The following is a 16277-nucleotide window of genomic DNA, read 5'->3' as shown; positions in this document are numbered from 1 at the left end:
TTGTTAATTCAATTGGGTGGCTAAGGTCGCCGCACCTTCCGTCGCCACGCCCATGCCCCTGGCCGTCGCTCTCACGTCCGACATCGCCAAGAACGCTGGCGTTGCCTACGTTCACTACCTCAGCTTCATGCTCTGTTTCGGCGCCCTGGTGCTGGAGCGGAAGCTGATCAAAGCTGATCCGAATCGCCAGGAGGCCACGGCGATGGTGATCACCGACATCGTTTATGGCATCGCTGCCCTGGCACTTCTGGTCAGTGGAATCCTGCGGGTGATCCACTTCGGCCAGGGTGCCGAGTTTTACACCCAGAATCCCTTGTTCTGGTGGAAGGTTGGCCTGTACCTCTCCGTGGGAGGCCTATCGCTGTATCCCACAATCACCTACATCCTCTGGGCGATTCCGCTGCGCAAGGGTGAGCTGCCCAAAGTGAGCGAAGCCCTCGCTAAGCGTCTGGCCTGGATCATCAACATTGAACTGGTCGGCTTCGCCAGCATTCCGTTGATGGCGACCCTGATGGCCCGCGGTGTGGGTCTTCCCGCCGCCTGATGCAGCCCGAGCTCTGTCCTCCACAACAGCAGGTTCGAACCCTGCAGGTGGCTTTGAAACGCCAGGCTCCAGGTCAAAGGCCAGGCTATGCCTCCTCCATCGCCACCACCTCCCTGGGTCCGCCCGTGTTGAAGCACTGGTGCGTCTGGGTTCAGCCCGCCGCCGCCACGCCGGCCAACCGCTGGGACCAACGTTGGCTTGATCAGGTGTCATCGGCGCTGACCACCTGGCGTGCACTGGTTCCGCTCACGCTGGTGGACAATCCGGACCAGGCCAACGTGTTGATTCATCGGCAGCGTCCGGCCCGCCGGCAGGTGGCTGGGGTGTGGCGCGCCAGCAACGGACGCACACAGCTTCAGGTTGTGGACGTGCAGCGCCAGGGCCGCCGAAGGCTTGAACCCCTGGTGAAGGTGATGGTGTCACCAGGGCTGCGAGCGGAAGCACTGCAGGCCACCGCTCTGCATGAGCTGGGCCACGCCTTTGGCCTTTGGGGCCACAGTCCTGTTCCCACTGATGTTCTGGCGATCAGCCAAGGCGAGCGTCCGGTGTTGGTGCCATCGCAGCGGGATCGCCTCACGCTGGCGTGGGTCATGCAGCAATCCACCCGTTTCGGTTCAACGCTTCGAAAGCCCATCGAACCGGCCGAATCTGAATCACTTGAGTGACGTCACCATGCGGGCGCGGCATGCTGCCGGCAGTCGTGGTTGATCGATGCACCTGATCCGTTCTCTGGCGCTGGCTGGTCTGCTGCTGAGTCTGGTGGGTTGTCGTTCCAACAACAGCCTGCCCCAGCAGGACCCACAGGTTCGAGCACCGATTCGGATTCAGCTGGACGGCAGCAATCCAGCCGCCAGCGAAGGTGTGTTGGATCGTGCTGAGGGGCCGTTGCGTTTCACCGTTGGCCATGGTCGCCATGGCATTGCCTGTGAAGGCACCACCTTTGAAGAGGGCGTCACTCCGCTTGGAACCTTTCAGGTCAACGCCATCCTCAGCAACGACCGCTTCGAGATGGATCCGGCACTGGTGGAGCAATCCGGCAAATCAGAAGAGGAGCTGCGCGAGAGCCTCTTCACCAACATGAACTCCATCGACTTCAAAGGTGATGGGGAAACCGGGGAATACGGCATCGGTTACATCAGCCTGGCTCCTGTGCCTGCCACAGAGCAGCCCTTCCGTTTCAACACCTACGACGGCGTCTTCCGCTGGTACAGCTTCGCCATTCACGGCACCAATGACGAGTCCCGGATCGGCAAGGCGGTGACTGGCGGTTGCATCAATGCCGGAAAGCTCACCATGGGGGTGTTGTTGGACACCGTGGAGCTTGGCGATGAAGTGGTGATCAGCAGCGACAGCCCCTGTCTGCCTTAGTGCCGGCGCGGGGCACCCCGTCGTGCGGCCAGCACTTCCTGCACCTGTCGCCAGCTCACGCCGTGATGGGCCAGGGCCACCTGCATGTGGAAGATGATGTCGGCCGCTTCGCCGGCGATCTCGGCGGCGTTGTCGTCTTTGCAGGCCATCACGAATTCAGCACTCTCCTCGCCGATTTTTTTGAGGATGCTGTTGTCTCCCCCTGCCAGCAGCTTGTTGGTGTAGCTGCCTTCCTCCGGCTGCTCGCGTCGCCCTTCGATCACTCGGAACAGTTCGGTGCAGGCATCCGTTGGTGGCGCTAAAGCCTCGGCTCCACCTTTGGTTCGTGCATCGCTGTTTTCATAGAAACAGCTGCGGGAGCCGGTGTGGCAGGCCACATCCCCAGCCTGCTCCACGATCACCAGCAACACGTCGGCATCACAGTCGTAGCGGATCTCCCGCATCGTTTGGATGTGACCGCTGGTGGCTCCCTTGTGCCAAAGCTCCTGGCGTGAGCGGCTCCAGTAATGCACCTCACCGCTGCGCAGGGTGGCCTCGATGGCGTCCCGGTTCATCCAGGCCACCATCAGCACCGCCCCGTCCAGCCAGTCCTGGGCCACAGCTGGAATCAGCCCCGCTTCGTTAAAACGGAGTTGGTCAATGAAGGCGGGACTGAGGGGCTGCATCAGGCCTCGGACATTCGGGCAACGCCTGAATCTTCCCGCAGCGTGCTCCATTCCGCGTTTTCGCCCCTTGCTCGTTTCTCCGACCCCCTACAGCTGCAGCAAAGCCTTCAGCGGCTATCCCTGCTGTCACCGTCAGTGGCGCCACCAGGGCCATTGCCGCTTCGTGCATGGGTACAGCCGCAGTTTCAACCTCTGGTTCGCCGCAACGGGGCTGGATGCCTGCGGGTTTGTTGTTGATTTCTCCAGCCTTCGCCCCTTCGAAGAACGCCTGAGGCAGCAGTTCGATCACACTTTTCTGGTCAATGCCGACGACCCACTGCTGGCGGAATGGCAGCGGCTGCATGACCTCCAGGCCATTGATCTCCGCGTGATGGAGAACGTGGGCATGGAGGCAACGGCGGCTTTGATCTGGACCTGGGCCAATGAGCTGCTGCGGGAGCGGGACGGCGGTCGCACCTGTTGCTTCGGCGTGGAGGCGCGGGAGAACAGCCGCAATGCGGCCACCTACAGCGCTGTTCCCGCCTGGTTTTCAGCGCAGGGCTAACGCGTCCGCTTCCAGCTCCACGCTGATCGCCTGCCCCTCGCAGTAAAGACCCGCCAGGATCGCCTTGGCAATGGGTGTCTCAAGTTCCCGTTGCACAGCGCGTTTCAGCGGTCGTGCCCCATAGACGGGGTCATATCCGGCATTGGCGAGCCAGTCGGCGGCCCCATCGCTCAGGCTCAGCTCCAGCTTGCGCTCAGCCAGCCGCTGGCGCAGACGTTCCACCTGGAGGGTGACGATCTGGCGCAGTTCCTCCCGCCTGAGGCTGTGAAAGATGATCTGATCGTCGAGGCGATTGAGGAATTCCGGCCGGAAATGGGCCCGCAGAGCCTCATTCACCCGGCTTTCCATCGCTCCATGCTGCTCGGGATCGCCGGCCAGCTCCAGGATCGACTGGCTGCCGATGTTGCTGGTGAGAATCAGCACGGTGTTGGTGAAGTCCACCGTGCGGCCCTGCCCATCGGTGACACGGCCGTCATCGAGGATCTGCAACATCACATTGAACACATCCGGGTGGGCTTTTTCCACCTCGTCGAACAGGATCACGGCGTAGGGCCGACGACGCACCGCTTCGGTGAGCTGGCCCCCGGCCTCGTATCCGACGTAGCCGGGAGGTGCCCCGATTAAACGGCTCACGGTGTGCTTCTCCATGTACTCCGACATGTCGATGCGAACCATGGCGTCATCGCTGTCGAACAGCCGGTTGGCGAGGGCTTTGGAGAGTTCCGTCTTGCCCACACCCGTGGGGCCGAGGAACAGGAAGCTGGCGATGGGGCGGTTCGGGTCGCTCAGCCCCGCCCTGGACCGTTGAATCGCATCGGCGACGGCGGTGACCGCCTGGTGCTGGCCGATCACCCGCTGATGCAGGTCATCCTCCAGCTGCAGCAGCTTCTCCATTTCGCTCTGCACCAGCCGCGCCACAGGGATTCCGGTCCACTTGGCGATCACCTCGGCGATGTCGTCTTCACTCACCTCCTCCCGCAGCAAGCCTTTCTCGCCAGGCTCCTCTGAGGCGATCTGGGCTTCCTGTTCGAGCAACTGCTTCTGCAGCGAGGCCAGGGTGCCGTATTCCAGTTCCGCTGCTTTGTTCAGGTCGTAGCTGCGTTTGGCCTGTTCCACCTGCAGCTGCACCCGTTCGATCTCCTCCTTGAGCGACGACAGCTCATCGATCGCCCCTTTCTCCTGCTGCCACTGGGCATTCAGGGAGCTTTGCTGTTCGCCCAGGTCCGCCAGTTCCCGCTCGATCCTCTGCAGCCGCTCCTGGCTGGCACTGTCGGATTCACGGCCGAGGGAGAGCTTCTCCATCTCCAGCTGCAGAATCTTGCGATCGATTTCATCGATCTCCTCCGGTTTGGAGGTGATCTCCATCTTCAGGCGAGCGGCGGATTCATCCACCAGATCAATCGCCTTGTCGGGCAGAAAGCGGTCGGCGATGTAGCGGCTGCTCAACACAGCAGCAGCCACCAGGGCACTGTCGGCGATGCGGACGCCGTGGTGCACCTCATAGCGCTCCTTCAGGCCCCTCAGGATTGAAATCGTGTCTTCCACGCTGGGTTGATCCACCAGCACCTGCTGGAAGCGTCGCTCCAGGGCAGGGTCTTTTTCGATGTGCTGGCGGTGCTCGTCGAGGGTGGTGGCGCCAATGCAGCGCAGTTCCCCCCGGGCCAGCATCGGCTTGAGCAGATTGCTGGCATCCATTGCTCCACCGGTGGCTCCAGCGCCCACCACCGTGTGGATTTCATCGATGAACAGCACGATCTGGCCTTCCGAGGCGGTGACCTCCTTGAGCACAGCCTTGAGCCGTTCCTCGAACTCACCGCGGTATTTCGCACCGGCGATCAGGGCTCCCATGTCGAGGGCGATGAGCTGACGGTTCTGCAAGGCCTGGGGCACATCGCCATTCACGATGCGCTGCGCCAGTCCCTCAACAATGGCGGTCTTTCCCACACCTGGTTCGCCGATCAGCACCGGGTTGTTTTTGGTGCGTCGGCTGAGGATCTGGATGGTGCGCCGGATCTCCTCGTCGCGACCGATCACGGGGTCCAGCTTTCCGTCACGGGCGGCGGCCGTCAGGTCCCGTCCGTACTTTTCAAGAGATTCATAGGTCCCTTCCGGGTTCTGATCGGTCACCGTCTGGTTGCCTCGTACAGCTGTGATGGCTTCGTTGAGTTTGCTGTTTTCAACGCCCGCTTGGCTGAGCAGCTGCCTGCCGCAGCGACCATCGTCGGCCAAGGCCAGCAACAGATGTTCGATGGCGATGTAGCTGTCACTGAATCCATCGCGGGCTGTTTCGGCGCGATCCAGACAGCTGTTCAGGGAGCGTCCCAGAAACACCGATTCCGGTGGAGAGCCAAGACTGGGCTGCTGCCTGAGATGGCTGTCCACGGCCGCCTGGAACGTGCCAACGTCGACCCCTGCTTTGCTGAGGATCCGTCCAGCCAGCCCGTTCTGCTGCAACAGCGCAAGCAGCAGATGCTCTGTCTCGAGTTGCTGATGCCTGGCGCTCTGCGCCAGTTGCTGGGCGGCGACGATGGCTGCCCAGGCTTGTTCGGTGAACTGTTCAGCCGTGGGTTGCATCTCGGATGCGTTTCAAACTGGGTTCACCGTATGGGGCTTGTTCCGTCTCCAGTGGGGGCAAACCGAAGCCTTTGGATCGGTCCCCACACCAGGGAGCGGCAAACCGGGGTGTCTTTTTAAAGTTTGCCGAACCCTTGGATGCCAATGCCTGATCAGCCGCTGGTGGACTCCCTCGTGCAGCAGGGCCTGGCGCTCGCAGCAACGGCTGGCGGTGAGCTGGAACGCAGCTGTTGGATGGTGGTGCATGAGCACCACCACGGGGTGAAACCCACGGAGTACGACATCCGGGAAATCGATGAGGACCTCTACCTTGCAGTCCTAGAGGCAGCTCGTCAGTTGCAGTAATAGTTCTCAGGGAATCTGCTGTTCTCAGCTTCGAAGTACTGGAACAGCTCGCCTTCGTTCTCAATCAGGACAGGGTCGTAACCCTTCTGCAATGCAGCCACGGCCAAGAGGATCTGCTGGGGCCCTTCGATCATTGCAATCAGTTGATCAACACAGACGGCAGTCGTGCTCTGAGGCAGAACTAACGGCTGCATTGAGTCGATATTCAGGAGCAAATAGCTACTCATCAGTGCATGGAAAAGCAGGGGGTGCTGAGGTTGTCGCTATCCATCTCCCGATATACCTCACACACTCCACCCCCTTAGCAATGGCGGGTCTTTACATGGTCCACCAAGGAAGCTGGCGGTAAACACTGACTTGTTCAAGCCAATCCAGGCGTTTACTTCTGCCCCCAGTTGAATCCAAACCGCTGCTGGGCAGCTGCCTCCATCTCCTTGCGGATCTGCTGCATTGCTTCACGAGCAAATGCCTTCTCATTTTCCTGTGCCGTAATGATCTGCTTCGTAAGGGCACGGAGCTTGTCAATGTCCTCGCAGCTATCGATCTCTCTGAAGGCTGCCTCCAGCTGAAACCTTTGCTCTACTGACAGGTGATGGTTGGTCATTGGAAGTAAGTAAAAGCAGTTACAGCCTTGCTTTTATTGCAAGGCTGCCCATCAGTGAGTGAAATTCAGGCTGCAGAAATGCTCAGAGGAGCAGCTGGGTAACTCGTGGGCATGGGGTCAGGATTGCCCTCTGCAAGTGCTTTGGCTCGACGGTACATTTCGCTGTTGGTTGCACCCTGAGCTTCCATTGCAGCTGCGACAACAGCCCAGTTACGAATTTCAGTTGTCATCCTTAAATGAATGAAGGCCTGTTGAGTCTTGCAATCACTGCTTCTAGCTGTGTGGTGGGTAACCGAATGCAGGCCGAACCACAGCTGATGCATGTTTTTTGTTATCACTCAACTTTCAGGTATGAGATGTAGCCTTGGTCACTTTCTATCTATTGGATGTCAGTACTTAGATGGCTTGTTGCTAAAACTTCGTTCTTTGCCTGAAGGTCTTTTATCCGATTAAAACCCCGACAGAACATTCACCCCGTCAGAAATGGCTGGGTTTTTTATGGCTATTGCTGATCTTCGGTTGTGAATGCTGCGGGGGGAGAGGCCCCTCCGGTCCTCCATCCCCCTCAGTGGTGGGGAGAGTCCGTTAAGCCTCTATCCCCGTGTGGCGGCCGCAAAGCTGCCAGACCCACACCATCAACATCGCCATCAGCCACTCGGTGGGGCCCCTGTGCCACAGGTTTTATTCAGGCGATGTTGTTGAACTCTTCACAACTCCTCTGCTTGTGCATTTGTACTTGCTTGGAAGGGATGTCGGTTGATCATTCGAGCGGTGTTGCAGCGCCCACGTCGGATCCGGTCTTTCTGCATGTCAAGTCGGGAATGACCGTGATCGTCACTGACACGGATGGGGCTTGGCGGATGGCCGATGTGATTTGGGTCGATGGCGGCGCCAGAAACCCGAAGTTGCCCACCCCGTTCCAGGTGGCTGATGTCGATACGGGCGTCATCAACTGGGTCAATGCTGACCTGGTGACTCACATCGTTCCGAGGGTCTAGCTGACATCCGTACCTCTGACGGCAGAGCAGGATCATTTGCAAATTCAAGGTCAGCCCATGTCAGCTCAACCCAACTGAGACCCTCCTCAATTTCTTGCTTTAGAAGTGCAGCCTCATGGCACCATCCGCGACGAGCATTAAATACTTTTTGTATTCGACCAGCCAGGCAACGAGGTTTGGAGTGCTGTTGGTCATCCTCTGCCTTTTAAACGGCACAGTTCACATCATCGCGGCAAAGCGGCGTAACCGATGTGGCGATGGCTGCTACAAGCCCGCTTAGGCCAGCTCACAGCACCCGTCATCGACTGGGTCAACGCTGACCTCGTCACCCACGTCGTTCCCAGGGTCTGATTAGGGAAGCGCTGGGCCCTCGTTAAACCCAGCACTACCAATAGGGATGCAGCTCTGCAACCCGCCGGGACATTCCCAGCAACAACCAATGCTGGGGAGTTCGGGTTGTTACACCCAGTCTTTAGGGATTGTTAAGGGGAGAGAGCAGGTTGGTTGCGTGCTCTCCATTCCCTCGCGTGACTTTCGAGTCAAAACGAAAGCTCGATTAACAAGTCACGTCCAATTGATAGCCACCAAACGAGGACCTGTCAGAGCCTGTGAGGCATTGTCCCCAAGTAGGGGTATTGGCGCGCAGCAAAGAGGAGTTAATTGACCTTATCGGCAGAATCCACCGTTACTTCTGTCGGTCATCGAGGAGAGGCCTTGTTACTGAGCTGCCAAGGCTTCCTCGGATGAAAGGAAGACGACCCTGGAGCCAACTCTCCAGGCTTTTCTTCTGATCAACCCAGCGCAGCGGCGGCCTGAACACCCCTGGATGAGGGCTCGCTGACCCGAGTTGCCGCTTCTTCTATCAATTGCCAGCCTGAGCAAGTCGTTAAACATGAGCCCCTTCATCAGAGCTGGGGGGCTCTTTTTTTTAGCGAACGAAACCACCGGCAAGTCGACCAAGCGATGGTGGTTCCGTTGCTCCTGCTCTGCAAATCAACTGGAGCTCTTCTGTCGTAACCCTGCTTCGACAGGACACGACGCATCATCTGACACCTATCCACAGACCCGACTGGTCAACAGGGTGGAACCAAAGGGGTGACCGATCGATCTGCTCTAAGGAAAAGAGGACAGCAACCCGCAGCTCATAGAGGTTGTTGCCCCCCTGACTCTCAGAGCCAAAGGCTCAGAGGAAAACTATTGAGCAGTACCTGAGGCACAGGTTGAAAACTGCTGAGAGCTTTCTGAGAAAAGCCTGAGAAGCGGAAACAAGGGGGCGCTCGTTCTGCACATGTCACACCCCCCTGAAACCGAATTCATGTTGATGAGCTCAGTTGGAGTTGGTGGGCCGAAAAGTCCACGATGCAGGATCGGCATACCGAGCTGAGTGAGGTGAGCCATGGCCTCTCTGTATGCAGAATTTTTGGTGCTATGCCGAAAAACTCATTCAGGGGGCTGGGATATGAGTACGACATTCGGGAAATCAACGAAGATCTCCATCTGGCTGTGTTGCAGGCGGCCAATCAGGCCCAGTCTGCGGCTTAATCAGCCCTTGAGCAGCTCCCGTAAAAGAGCACGGTGAGCGTTTTCAGCTTCAATGCTCTCCCGCATTTCTTTGGGGAGGCGGGCCTCCAGGATGTCCTGTTTTTTCATCTCTGTGGCATAGCGGCTGCTGAACGCGCTGAAGCGATCGAGATACGACCTTGCGACCTCTGGGGTGAAGGCAATCACCTCCAGGGCGTGTTTGAAGTGGAGGTAGGACACGGTCCACTCCACCAGCTCGTCAAAACTCTGCAGGCCAAGCGGGTTCTCAGGAAGCGTCATCGCTGCATCGCCCATGGCTTCAACCAAAACCCTTGGCTTTGGCCTTGGCCTGGGCCGTTAGGTCCTTCAACCGGCCGTTGAGCAGAACATCGCGTTCACGGTCTGCCCCCACATGGGGGGAGATCTCCACTCCAGTGCTCCGCATGGCCTGCAGCGCTGCTGCTTCCTCAGCTGAGCCCGTGTCACTGGCGAGGTAGCGCTCCACGGCCGCAGCCCCTGGGGCATCCGCAGCGAAGTACACCGTTCCCGGACCTCGCCGCTCGATGGTTTGCTGTCGCTGCCGGCGGCGCTGCTGCACGCTCGCCCAGAGTCGGCCTTGATTGGCGGTCATGAAGGCGTTCAGATCGGCGGCGTCGGTGTCTTCCGCCAGGGCCATGCTGGTGCCGTCGATGAAATCACTGAGCAGGGTGACAACGGCCATCAGGTCTTTGGTGATTGCGAGGGTGTTGGTTGTGGATGTGTTGATTGCGAGGGATTTGATTGGGCGGGATTTGATTGAAACGAGCGCTGGATCCGGCTGGTCTTGAACCAGCGGGTGATGGCTGATTCCCGGGCGTCGTCGCACAGATCCTGCTGGATCACATTGAACCCGTGGCAGCGTGCCAGGGCCAAAAGTTGATCGTCATCACGGCATTGGGCCACATCACGCCGCAAGCCCTGGTGGTGCTCCACAGCCCGCAGAAAATCCCGAAGAGCTTCACGACTCATCGCCTGGACCAGCCCAATTCGGCCCGTTGTTCAACGTAGGTGGCAACCGCCATGATCTCCTCCTCACTCAGTTTGTCGGCATAGCTGGGCATGGCATTCAGCCCATCCTCGATCTCATGTTCCAGGGCTTCCAGCGGGGAGCTGGAGTAGGCCTCCACATGCTCGTTCAAGTCGCTGATCTTCAGCGTTCGGTTGGCGCGGATCACATTGCCGCCCCCCATGTGACAGGCCGCACAGTTGCTGTTGAAAATCTGCTCACCTCGCTCCAAGGCGGAGCTTTCGATCGTGTCCATCGCTATCACCGGAGCAGACAGCAGACCTGTTGCGCCAACGATCAACAGCAACGTCAGCATCAGGCCTGATAGGCGTGCCATCGCAACCCCCCTCAATGACCCAAGCTATCCATCGTTGCCGGCAAAAAAAAGAACCCCGGGCTGCGATTGATACACAGCCCGGGGGTTGAGTTCAATTTGAAATTCTCGGAGATTTCCTCAGAAATCCAGGAATCACTCAACGATCACTTTGCCGACCATGCCAGCACCGCGGTGGGGCTCGCAGTAGAAGTCGTAGGTGCCTGCGGTGGCGAAGGTTTCTTCCCAGGATTCGCCGGGGTTGAAGGCGAGATCAGAGTGGCTGTACTCGTCGTGGCCGTCGAAAACAGCGTTGTGAGGAGCCAATTTGTTGTTGACGAACTTGACAGTGTCGCCGGCCTTGATGTTCACGGTGGCGGGCTCGAAAGCCAGCATGCCGCCGTCTGTGCCGAGCTTCACTTCAACAGTGGCGGCTTGAGCACTGCCGACGTTGAGGCCGATCAGCATCAGGAAGGCGCAGCAGGCGGCTGCAATGGTGCGGATGACGGAGCGCATGAAAGTGCTAGGTCGATACCTAAACCTTACGCGCGGGTCTGGGGGTTCCGCGATTGGGCAGGCCGGAATCGCTAAGAACTGTTGCCAAGTCAGGGGCATGGCTGCTGCCACCGAAACGTTCCGGCTGCGTCACCGGGTCATGGATGAAGTGGCGCTGTCGAATGCTGAATCGGTCCCAGGCATTCACTTCGATCGGCAGAACGCGGATCAGGGTCTCAATCAGCCATGGCCAGAGCGGAATGCCGGGCGTTCGGGCCACACCGCGCCAGCGGCAGAGGGTTTTTACGGTGTCGTTCACCGAGATGGCCGGCTGTCCCATCACTACCCGGCGCAGAGCGCCTTGACCGGGCTCACGGTTCAGCTCGTGGGGGCGTGTGGCCAGGAGGCCACAGATGCGGGCGATGTCTTCCGCATGGATGAAGTGGAAGCTGGCATCCACCCGAAGCCAACGGGCCAGCCAGAGCCATTTGCTGGCTTCAGCCAAACCTTCGGTGAGATAACTGGTGGGGAAAGGGCTGGTGCCATCGACCCGTCCGCCGAACACCAGGGTGGGAAACACCGCGACGACTTTGCTGGCAAGGGGATGCTGCTCCAGATCCCTGAGGCAGCGAGCCTTGGTTTGGATGTATTCCGTGCCGTAGGCCAGAGCTTCCGGCAGGGGGCGCAGGTGCCGATCGAGCACGCTCGCCGTTGAGAAATAAATGACCTGCTCCAGCTTGCTGGGATCCAGAAGCGCCAGCATCCGTTTCACCGCCACCACATTCACCTGTTCGGCCCGCTCGGGGTCACCCCAGGCTGTGGCGGTGTGAATCACCCGGCTCACCGAGGCCAGCTCTTGGGCAAAACGGTCGGTGTCCCGCAGGTCCCCGACCAAGAGGCGGATGCGGGGATGGTCTGCTGGAACAGCGGTGAGTTTGGCGGGATCCCTCAGCCAAAGCAGCAGCTCGGCATCCGAGTGGTCCAGAAGCCAGCGGGAGATGTACTGACCGACGCATCCGCTGGCGCCGGTCACCAGGATGCGGGTCAAACGACAGCCCCGAGACGGTCCATCACGCTCTTGCCGGCCCGGAAGAAGGCTTCACCGTTTTCTTCCGGTGTGCCCGGCAGAATTCCATGGCCGAGGTTGAGGATGTGCTTCCGGCCGCGGGCCTTGCGCACGCAGTCATCGATGCGGGCCTCAATCGCCTCTGGGGTGCCAAACAGCAGACCGGGATCCACGTTGCCCTGAACACCAACGTGCTCCGGAAGACGTGCCAGGGCTTCGGCCATGTCCACCGTCCAGTCGAGCGAAACGATGTCAACACCGGTGTTGGCCATCCGCTCGATCACGCCGGCGCTGCCGGAGATGTAAAGGATGAAGGGGGTGTCGGGGTGTGTCTGCTTGACCAGATCCACCACCTTCTTCTGATAAGGCGCAGCGAAGGTGTCGTAGTCCGCTGGGCTCAACTGGCCCGCCCAGGAATCAAACATCTGCACCACCTGGGCGCCGGAATCAATCTGATAGCGCAGGTAGTTGGCGATCGACTCAGCGAAGTGGTCGAGCAGCTTGTGCAGGATCTTGGGCTCGCGGAAGGCCATGGCCTTGATCACCGCGTAGTTCTTGCTGCTCTTGCCCTCCACCACGTAGGCGGCCAGGGTCCAAGGGGCACCAACGAAGCCGAGAACAGCTGCTTCGTTGCCGACGCTTTGGCGCAGACGACCCAGCACTTCACCCACAAAGGGCATCGACTCGGAGGGGTTGAGGGGGCGCAGGGCATCCACTTGGGCCATGCTCCGGATTGGAACGCCGATCTGGGGGCCTTTGCTCTCGATGATGTCGAAATCGATTCCCATCCCCGGCAGGGGCGTGAGGATGTCGGAGAACAGGATCACGCCATCGGGCTTGAAGGCGTGAAACGGCTGCATCGAGATCTCATAGGAGAGATCAGGGTTTTCGGAACGCTCACGGAAGCTGGGGTACTTGTCCCGCAGGTCCCGGTAGATCTTCATGTAGCGACCGGCCTGGCGCATCATCCACACCGGAGGACGCTCCACCGATTCACCGCGCGCAGCACGCAGGAGCAGGGGTAAAGAGTCGCTCATCAAGCCCGGTCAGGTCAGCCGGAAACCTACCCGAATCGAGGCCTTGGCTAGAGCTTTACACCCTCTTTGTCATCACGTTCGTCACACGATGTTGTCCGGCTCGCTGCTGTTCAGGGTGCGTTTCGGGTCGTGCTTGAAAACCATCAGGCTTAGCGGTGGCAGGCAGAGATCAAGGGAATTCTCGTAACCGTGAATGCCCCACTCGTCCGTTGGTTTGCCGCCCATGTTGCCGAGGTTGCTTCCCCCGTACTTGGCTGCATCGGAGTTGAAGATCTCCTCGTAGAACCCAGAGAGAGGAACGCCCACACGGTAGTGGGAGTGACTTTGGGGCGTGAAGTTCGCCACCACCACCAGCCAGGTGCCGCTGGCACTCTCCCGACGCATGAAGCTGATCACGGAGTGGCGGTTGTCGTTGCAATCGATCCACTGGAAGCCGAACTGGTCGAAGTCGTCCCGCCAGAGAGCCGGTTCTGCTTTGTAGAGAACGTTGAGGTCATCCACCAAACGCTGGATGCCCTTGTGGGGTTCGTAGTTGAGCAGATCCCACTGGAGATCGCCCCACACATTCCATTCAGCCCGCTGGCCGAATTCCATCCCCATGAAGATTGTCTTCTTGCCGGGGTGCGTCCACATGTAGGAGAGCAACGCCCGGGTGTTGGCGTACTTCTGCCAGTCATCTCCCGGCATCTTGTGCAGGAGATGGCTCTTCCCGTGCACCACTTCATCGTGGCTCAGGGCCAGCATGAAGTTCTCGGTGTAGGTGTACCAGATCGAGAACGTGATGTTGTTCTGGTGGAACTGGCGGAACCACGGGTCCAGCTCGAAGTAATCGAGCATGTCGTGCATCCAACCCATGTTCCATTTGAGGTTGAATCCGAGGCCGCCGCTGTCCGTAGGCTGCGTCACCATCGGCCAGGTGGTTGATTCCTCCGCGATCGAGAGGGCCCCTGGGAAGTGCTGGAACAGCACATGGTTGGCCTGCTGCAGGAAGCGAACGGCTTCGGTGTTCTCCCGACCACCGTTCTCATTGGGCAGCCATTCCCCGTCGGGACGCAGGTAGTCGCGATAGAGCATCGAGGCCACGGCATCCACGCGAATGCCATCGATGTGGAACTGCTCGAACCAGAACACCAGGTTGGCGACGAGGAAATTACGAACCTCGTTGCGGCTGTAGTTGAAGATCAGCGTTCCCCATTCCTTGTGTTCTCCGATCCGGGGATCACTGTGTTCATAGAGATGGGTGCCATCAAAGAAGGCCAGGCCGTGGGCATCCTTCGGGAAGTGGCCCGGAACCCAGTCGATGATCACGCCGATGCCTTCGGCGTGACAGCGATCCACGAAGGCCCGGAATTCATCGGGCGTTCCGTAACGGCTAGTGGGGGCATACCAACCCGTCACCTGATAGCCCCAGGAGCCGTCGAAGGGATGCTCGGTGATCGGCATCACCTCGATGTGGGTGAAGCCCCTCTCCTTGACGTAGGGAATCAGGCGATCGGCGAGTTCGGCGTAGGTGAGCAGGCGAGCGCCGGGTTTCATCTCCGCGGCAGGAACGGGCGTCCGTGGGGTGCCGTCGGGTTGAATCCAGGGCTCATCCGCTGAGGCGTGGATCCAGCTGCCCAGGTGCATTTCATACACCGAGATCGGTTGATCGAGCGCGTTGCTGCTGTCGCGCTTCTGCATCCAGCCCTGATCGGACCATTGGTATCCGCCCAGGCGAGCCACAACGGAGCTGTTGTCCGGGCGAACCTCGTGCTGGAAGCCGTAAGGATCAGCCTTTTGGTAGCAGTGGCCTTCTTGGGTACGGATTTCGTACTTGTAGAGATGTCCATCCTCGAGGCCGGGGATGAACAGTTCCCAGATGCCCCCGACGCGCTGCTGCATGGGGTGGTGACGTCCATCCCATGAATTCAGATCTCCAATCACGGAGACCGTGAGAGCGCTGGGCGCCCACAGGCAGAACATCACACCCCTAACCCCGTCACGCTCGGTGAGGTGGGCACCCATCTTTTGCCAGATGTGGTGATGGTTGCCTTCAGCAAACAGGTGGCGATCCATTTCGCCCATCCATTCGCCGCGGAAGGCCCAGGGGTCGTGTTGTTCGTGCACGATCCCGCCCCGCTCAACCCTGACCCGGTAAGTGCAGCCGGGGTCTCTGTTGAGCTGTGCCTCGAACACCCAGGGGTGGTTCGGCGTTGTCATGGCGATCTCGTCGCCAGCCTGCAACAGGGTGATTGTTTGGGCTTCCGGCATCCAGATCCGCACGGTCCAACCCTGATCCGAGGGTTGAGGACCAAGCACCGCAAACGGGTGGTCATGGCGACAATTCGCCAACCGTTCGCCGTCCTGCACCATCCAGTCGAGGACTGCGGCGACACCCATGGGAGATCTGTGAATTGGGCGAGATGTTAAGCCCGATTTACGAAACAGATCCGCTGTTGATCAGACGAAGTCTCGGGAAATGTCGACGTTGATGATCCGACCGCTTGCGTCAAAGATCACGAACAGGTTGGTGGTGGCCTGGCCGAAGGCGACAGCCACCAGCACGAGCTGCTGATCGCCGCCTTGATGGGCGATCACAGCGTCCTTGACCTTGCGGAACCCACCTGACACCTGGCTGAGCTTGGTCCATTTGCGTTCCAGATCTCCCGGGGCCAGCTCCTCCTGGAGTTGGAGGGACATCTTGGATCGCGCGGCAATCCAGCGTCCTGCTGCCAGGTCGCGGGTGAAGTCGAGGGCCGTTGTCTCGATCGGCTGGATCCGGTCGCTCCACTTCCAGGCGAGCAGTTTGCCGTCCTCATCCAGCACCATCAGCACCCCTTCGTCACCGGATGCAGTGGTCACCACCGCATCGATGGTTGTTGTGTTGTAGCCAGGGGTCACGCTGACAACGCGGGTTGCATCAATGGCCGCGCGTTGGTTCAGGCGTGCCTGGACGGTGTTCATATCAACGCTGGTCTGAACCGGGGCTGCGAGAGCGTCATGCATGACGTCTCCCTGGCGATTTTTGAGCGCCTCCAGCAGGAGTTCAGCCGCCGTTGTTGCCTGGGCTGGGGTGAGTTCGGTTCTGGTGAGTTGCTCCGCTGCTGCGGGACTGATCAACCCCATGGGAGCCGACAGAGCGATGGCCAGCAGGGCAGCGGAGAGCTTCAAAGCACAAA

Annotated in this window: 20 protein-coding genes; 6 read left to right on the top strand and 14 right to left on the bottom strand. The window is 59.6% G+C overall.

Translation table 11 applies throughout. The annotated features are described in order from the left end of the window. Positions 1-52: 52 nt before the first annotated feature. Genes SynRS9902_RS09120 through SynRS9902_RS09110 form a run of 3 tightly spaced genes read left to right on the top strand, consistent with a single transcriptional unit; the run spans position 53 to position 1912 of the window. Positions 53-544, top strand: a complete 492-nt coding sequence (locus SynRS9902_RS09120; RefSeq protein WP_011363983.1) for a DUF2214 family protein — start codon at positions 53-55, stop codon at positions 542-544. Beyond that, positions 544-1209 (top strand): peptidase, encoded by a 666-nt coding sequence (locus SynRS9902_RS09115; protein WP_186508894.1) that lies wholly within the window; start codon positions 544-546, stop codon positions 1207-1209. The genes SynRS9902_RS09120 and SynRS9902_RS09115 overlap by 1 nt, the downstream gene beginning before the upstream one ends. 46 nt (positions 1210-1255) lie before the next feature. Continuing rightward, the gene (locus SynRS9902_RS09110; protein WP_115082065.1) at positions 1256-1912 is read left to right on the top strand and encodes a L,D-transpeptidase; all 657 of its coding nucleotides are present in this window, start codon (positions 1256-1258) and stop codon (positions 1910-1912) included. Here the strand turns inward: SynRS9902_RS09110 and hisIE are convergent. After that, a complete protein-coding gene (gene hisIE / locus SynRS9902_RS09105) occupies positions 1909-2577 on the bottom strand; it encodes a bifunctional phosphoribosyl-AMP cyclohydrolase/phosphoribosyl-ATP diphosphatase HisIE (RefSeq protein WP_186508893.1) in 669 nt (222 codons plus the stop codon). The two genes, SynRS9902_RS09110 and hisIE, sit on opposite strands and share 4 nt — an antisense overlap. A 67-nt stretch (positions 2578-2644) precedes the next feature. On the opposite strand from hisIE, the gene SynRS9902_RS09100 reads away from it, so the two are divergent. Further along, positions 2645-3121: a 6-carboxytetrahydropterin synthase gene (locus SynRS9902_RS09100; RefSeq protein WP_186508892.1), complete on the top strand. Its 477-nt coding sequence runs from the start codon at positions 2645-2647 to the stop codon at positions 3119-3121. On the opposite strand, the gene clpB is transcribed toward SynRS9902_RS09100, so the two are convergent. After that, positions 3107-5695 carry an ATP-dependent chaperone ClpB gene (gene clpB, locus SynRS9902_RS09095; protein WP_186508891.1) on the bottom strand — a complete coding sequence of 863 codons (2589 nt, stop codon included), beginning with the start codon at positions 5693-5695 and terminating at the stop codon, positions 3107-3109. The genes SynRS9902_RS09100 and clpB overlap by 15 nt on opposite strands. A gap of 144 nt (positions 5696-5839) precedes the next feature. Between clpB and SynRS9902_RS09090 the strand changes: the two genes are divergently transcribed. After that, positions 5840-6040 carry a hypothetical protein gene (locus SynRS9902_RS09090; protein WP_186494970.1) on the top strand — a complete coding sequence of 67 codons (201 nt, stop codon included), beginning with the start codon at positions 5840-5842 and terminating at the stop codon, positions 6038-6040. On the opposite strand, the gene SynRS9902_RS09085 is transcribed toward SynRS9902_RS09090, so the two are convergent. The 3 genes from SynRS9902_RS09085 to SynRS9902_RS09075 form a co-directional block, all read right to left on the bottom strand. Beyond that, on the bottom strand, positions 6028-6267 hold the full coding sequence (locus tag SynRS9902_RS09085) for a hypothetical protein (RefSeq protein ID WP_186508890.1): 240 nt from the start codon (positions 6265-6267) through the stop codon (positions 6028-6030). The two genes, SynRS9902_RS09090 and SynRS9902_RS09085, sit on opposite strands and share 13 nt — an antisense overlap. Positions 6268-6419: 152 nt before the next feature. Continuing rightward, positions 6420-6644: a hypothetical protein gene (locus SynRS9902_RS09080; protein ID WP_186508889.1), complete on the bottom strand. Its 225-nt coding sequence runs from the start codon at positions 6642-6644 to the stop codon at positions 6420-6422. A 65-nt stretch (positions 6645-6709) separates the two neighbouring features. Continuing rightward, entirely contained in the window at positions 6710-6967 is a 258-nt protein-coding gene (locus SynRS9902_RS09075) for a hypothetical protein (protein ID WP_186510680.1), read from the bottom strand. Between the two features lie 426 nt (positions 6968-7393). Here SynRS9902_RS09075 and SynRS9902_RS09070 point away from each other — a divergent pair, with 426 nt between their 5' ends. Next, a complete protein-coding gene (locus tag SynRS9902_RS09070; RefSeq protein ID WP_186508888.1) occupies positions 7394-7642 on the top strand; it encodes a DUF3104 domain-containing protein in 249 nt (82 codons plus the stop codon). 1542 nt (positions 7643-9184) lie between these two features. Here SynRS9902_RS09070 and SynRS9902_RS09065 read toward each other — a convergent pair. The 9 genes from SynRS9902_RS09065 to SynRS9902_RS09025 form a co-directional block, all read right to left on the bottom strand. After that, positions 9185-9478, bottom strand: a complete 294-nt coding sequence (locus SynRS9902_RS09065; RefSeq protein WP_186508887.1) for a hypothetical protein — start codon at positions 9476-9478, stop codon at positions 9185-9187. Between the two features lie 4 nt (positions 9479-9482). Then, a complete protein-coding gene (locus SynRS9902_RS09060) occupies positions 9483-9884 on the bottom strand; it encodes a hypothetical protein (RefSeq protein WP_186508886.1) in 402 nt (133 codons plus the stop codon). Further along, positions 9884-10171: a Nif11-like leader peptide family natural product precursor gene (locus tag SynRS9902_RS09055; protein ID WP_186508885.1), complete on the bottom strand. Its 288-nt coding sequence runs from the start codon at positions 10169-10171 to the stop codon at positions 9884-9886. Before SynRS9902_RS09055 ends, SynRS9902_RS09060 begins: the two co-directional genes overlap by 1 nt. Next, on the bottom strand, positions 10168-10545 hold the full coding sequence (locus tag SynRS9902_RS09050) for a c-type cytochrome (RefSeq protein WP_186508884.1): 378 nt from the start codon (positions 10543-10545) through the stop codon (positions 10168-10170). Before SynRS9902_RS09050 ends, SynRS9902_RS09055 begins: the two co-directional genes overlap by 4 nt. 132 nt (positions 10546-10677) lie before the next feature. Continuing rightward, positions 10678-11037 (bottom strand): plastocyanin, encoded by a 360-nt coding sequence (petE, locus tag SynRS9902_RS09045; protein WP_186494979.1) that lies wholly within the window; start codon positions 11035-11037, stop codon positions 10678-10680. 19 nt (positions 11038-11056) lie between these two features. Continuing rightward, positions 11057-12064, bottom strand: a complete 1008-nt coding sequence (locus tag SynRS9902_RS09040) for an NAD(P)-dependent oxidoreductase (protein WP_186508883.1) — start codon at positions 12062-12064, stop codon at positions 11057-11059. Beyond that, a complete protein-coding gene (gene hemE / locus SynRS9902_RS09035; RefSeq protein ID WP_186508882.1) occupies positions 12061-13119 on the bottom strand; it encodes a uroporphyrinogen decarboxylase in 1059 nt (352 codons plus the stop codon). Before hemE ends, SynRS9902_RS09040 begins: the two co-directional genes overlap by 4 nt. An 81-nt stretch (positions 13120-13200) precedes the next feature. Beyond that, positions 13201-15498 (bottom strand): 1,4-alpha-glucan branching protein GlgB, encoded by a 2298-nt coding sequence (glgB, locus tag SynRS9902_RS09030; protein ID WP_186508881.1) that lies wholly within the window; start codon positions 15496-15498, stop codon positions 13201-13203. 60 nt (positions 15499-15558) lie between these two features. After that, positions 15559-16269: a DUF3887 domain-containing protein gene (locus SynRS9902_RS09025; protein ID WP_186508880.1), complete on the bottom strand. Its 711-nt coding sequence runs from the start codon at positions 16267-16269 to the stop codon at positions 15559-15561. Positions 16270-16277: the final 8 nt, after the last annotated feature.

This window comes from Synechococcus sp. RS9902, assembly GCF_014279635.1.
GTDB lineage: Bacteria > Cyanobacteriota > Cyanobacteriia > PCC-6307 > Cyanobiaceae > Parasynechococcus.
This window is presented reverse-complemented; position numbering and strand designations above follow the sequence as displayed.

Coding starts and splice junctions, on each gene's coding strand:
- SynRS9902_RS09120 (WP_011363983.1), top strand. CDS start 53: ATGCCCCTGGCCGTCGCTCTCACGTCCGACATCGCCAAGAACGCTGGC.
- SynRS9902_RS09115 (WP_186508894.1), top strand. CDS start 544: ATGCAGCCCGAGCTCTGTCCTCCACAACAGCAGGTTCGAACCCTGCAG.
- SynRS9902_RS09110 (WP_115082065.1), top strand. CDS start 1,256: ATGCACCTGATCCGTTCTCTGGCGCTGGCTGGTCTGCTGCTGAGTCTG.
- hisIE (WP_186508893.1), bottom strand. CDS start 2,577: ATGCAGCCCCTCAGTCCCGCCTTCATTGACCAACTCCGTTTTAACGAA.
- clpB (WP_186508891.1), bottom strand. CDS start 5,695: ATGCAACCCACGGCTGAACAGTTCACCGAACAAGCCTGGGCAGCCATC.
- SynRS9902_RS09090 (WP_186494970.1), top strand. CDS start 5,840: ATGCCTGATCAGCCGCTGGTGGACTCCCTCGTGCAGCAGGGCCTGGCG.
- SynRS9902_RS09085 (WP_186508890.1), bottom strand. CDS start 6,267: ATGAGTAGCTATTTGCTCCTGAATATCGACTCAATGCAGCCGTTAGTT.
- SynRS9902_RS09080 (WP_186508889.1), bottom strand. CDS start 6,644: ATGACCAACCATCACCTGTCAGTAGAGCAAAGGTTTCAGCTGGAGGCA.
- SynRS9902_RS09075 (WP_186510680.1), bottom strand. CDS start 6,967: ATGCATCAGCTGTGGTTCGGCCTGCATTCGGTTACCCACCACACAGCT.
- SynRS9902_RS09070 (WP_186508888.1), top strand. CDS start 7,394: ATGTCGGTTGATCATTCGAGCGGTGTTGCAGCGCCCACGTCGGATCCG.
- SynRS9902_RS09065 (WP_186508887.1), bottom strand. CDS start 9,478: ATGGGCGATGCAGCGATGACGCTTCCTGAGAACCCGCTTGGCCTGCAG.
- SynRS9902_RS09060 (WP_186508886.1), bottom strand. CDS start 9,884: ATGGCCGTTGTCACCCTGCTCAGTGATTTCATCGACGGCACCAGCATG.
- SynRS9902_RS09055 (WP_186508885.1), bottom strand. CDS start 10,171: ATGAGTCGTGAAGCTCTTCGGGATTTTCTGCGGGCTGTGGAGCACCAC.
- SynRS9902_RS09050 (WP_186508884.1), bottom strand. CDS start 10,545: ATGGCACGCCTATCAGGCCTGATGCTGACGTTGCTGTTGATCGTTGGC.
- petE (WP_186494979.1), bottom strand. CDS start 11,037: ATGCGCTCCGTCATCCGCACCATTGCAGCCGCCTGCTGCGCCTTCCTG.
- hemE (WP_186508882.1), bottom strand. CDS start 13,119: ATGAGCGACTCTTTACCCCTGCTCCTGCGTGCTGCGCGCGGTGAATCG.
- glgB (WP_186508881.1), bottom strand. CDS start 15,498: ATGGGTGTCGCCGCAGTCCTCGACTGGATGGTGCAGGACGGCGAACGG.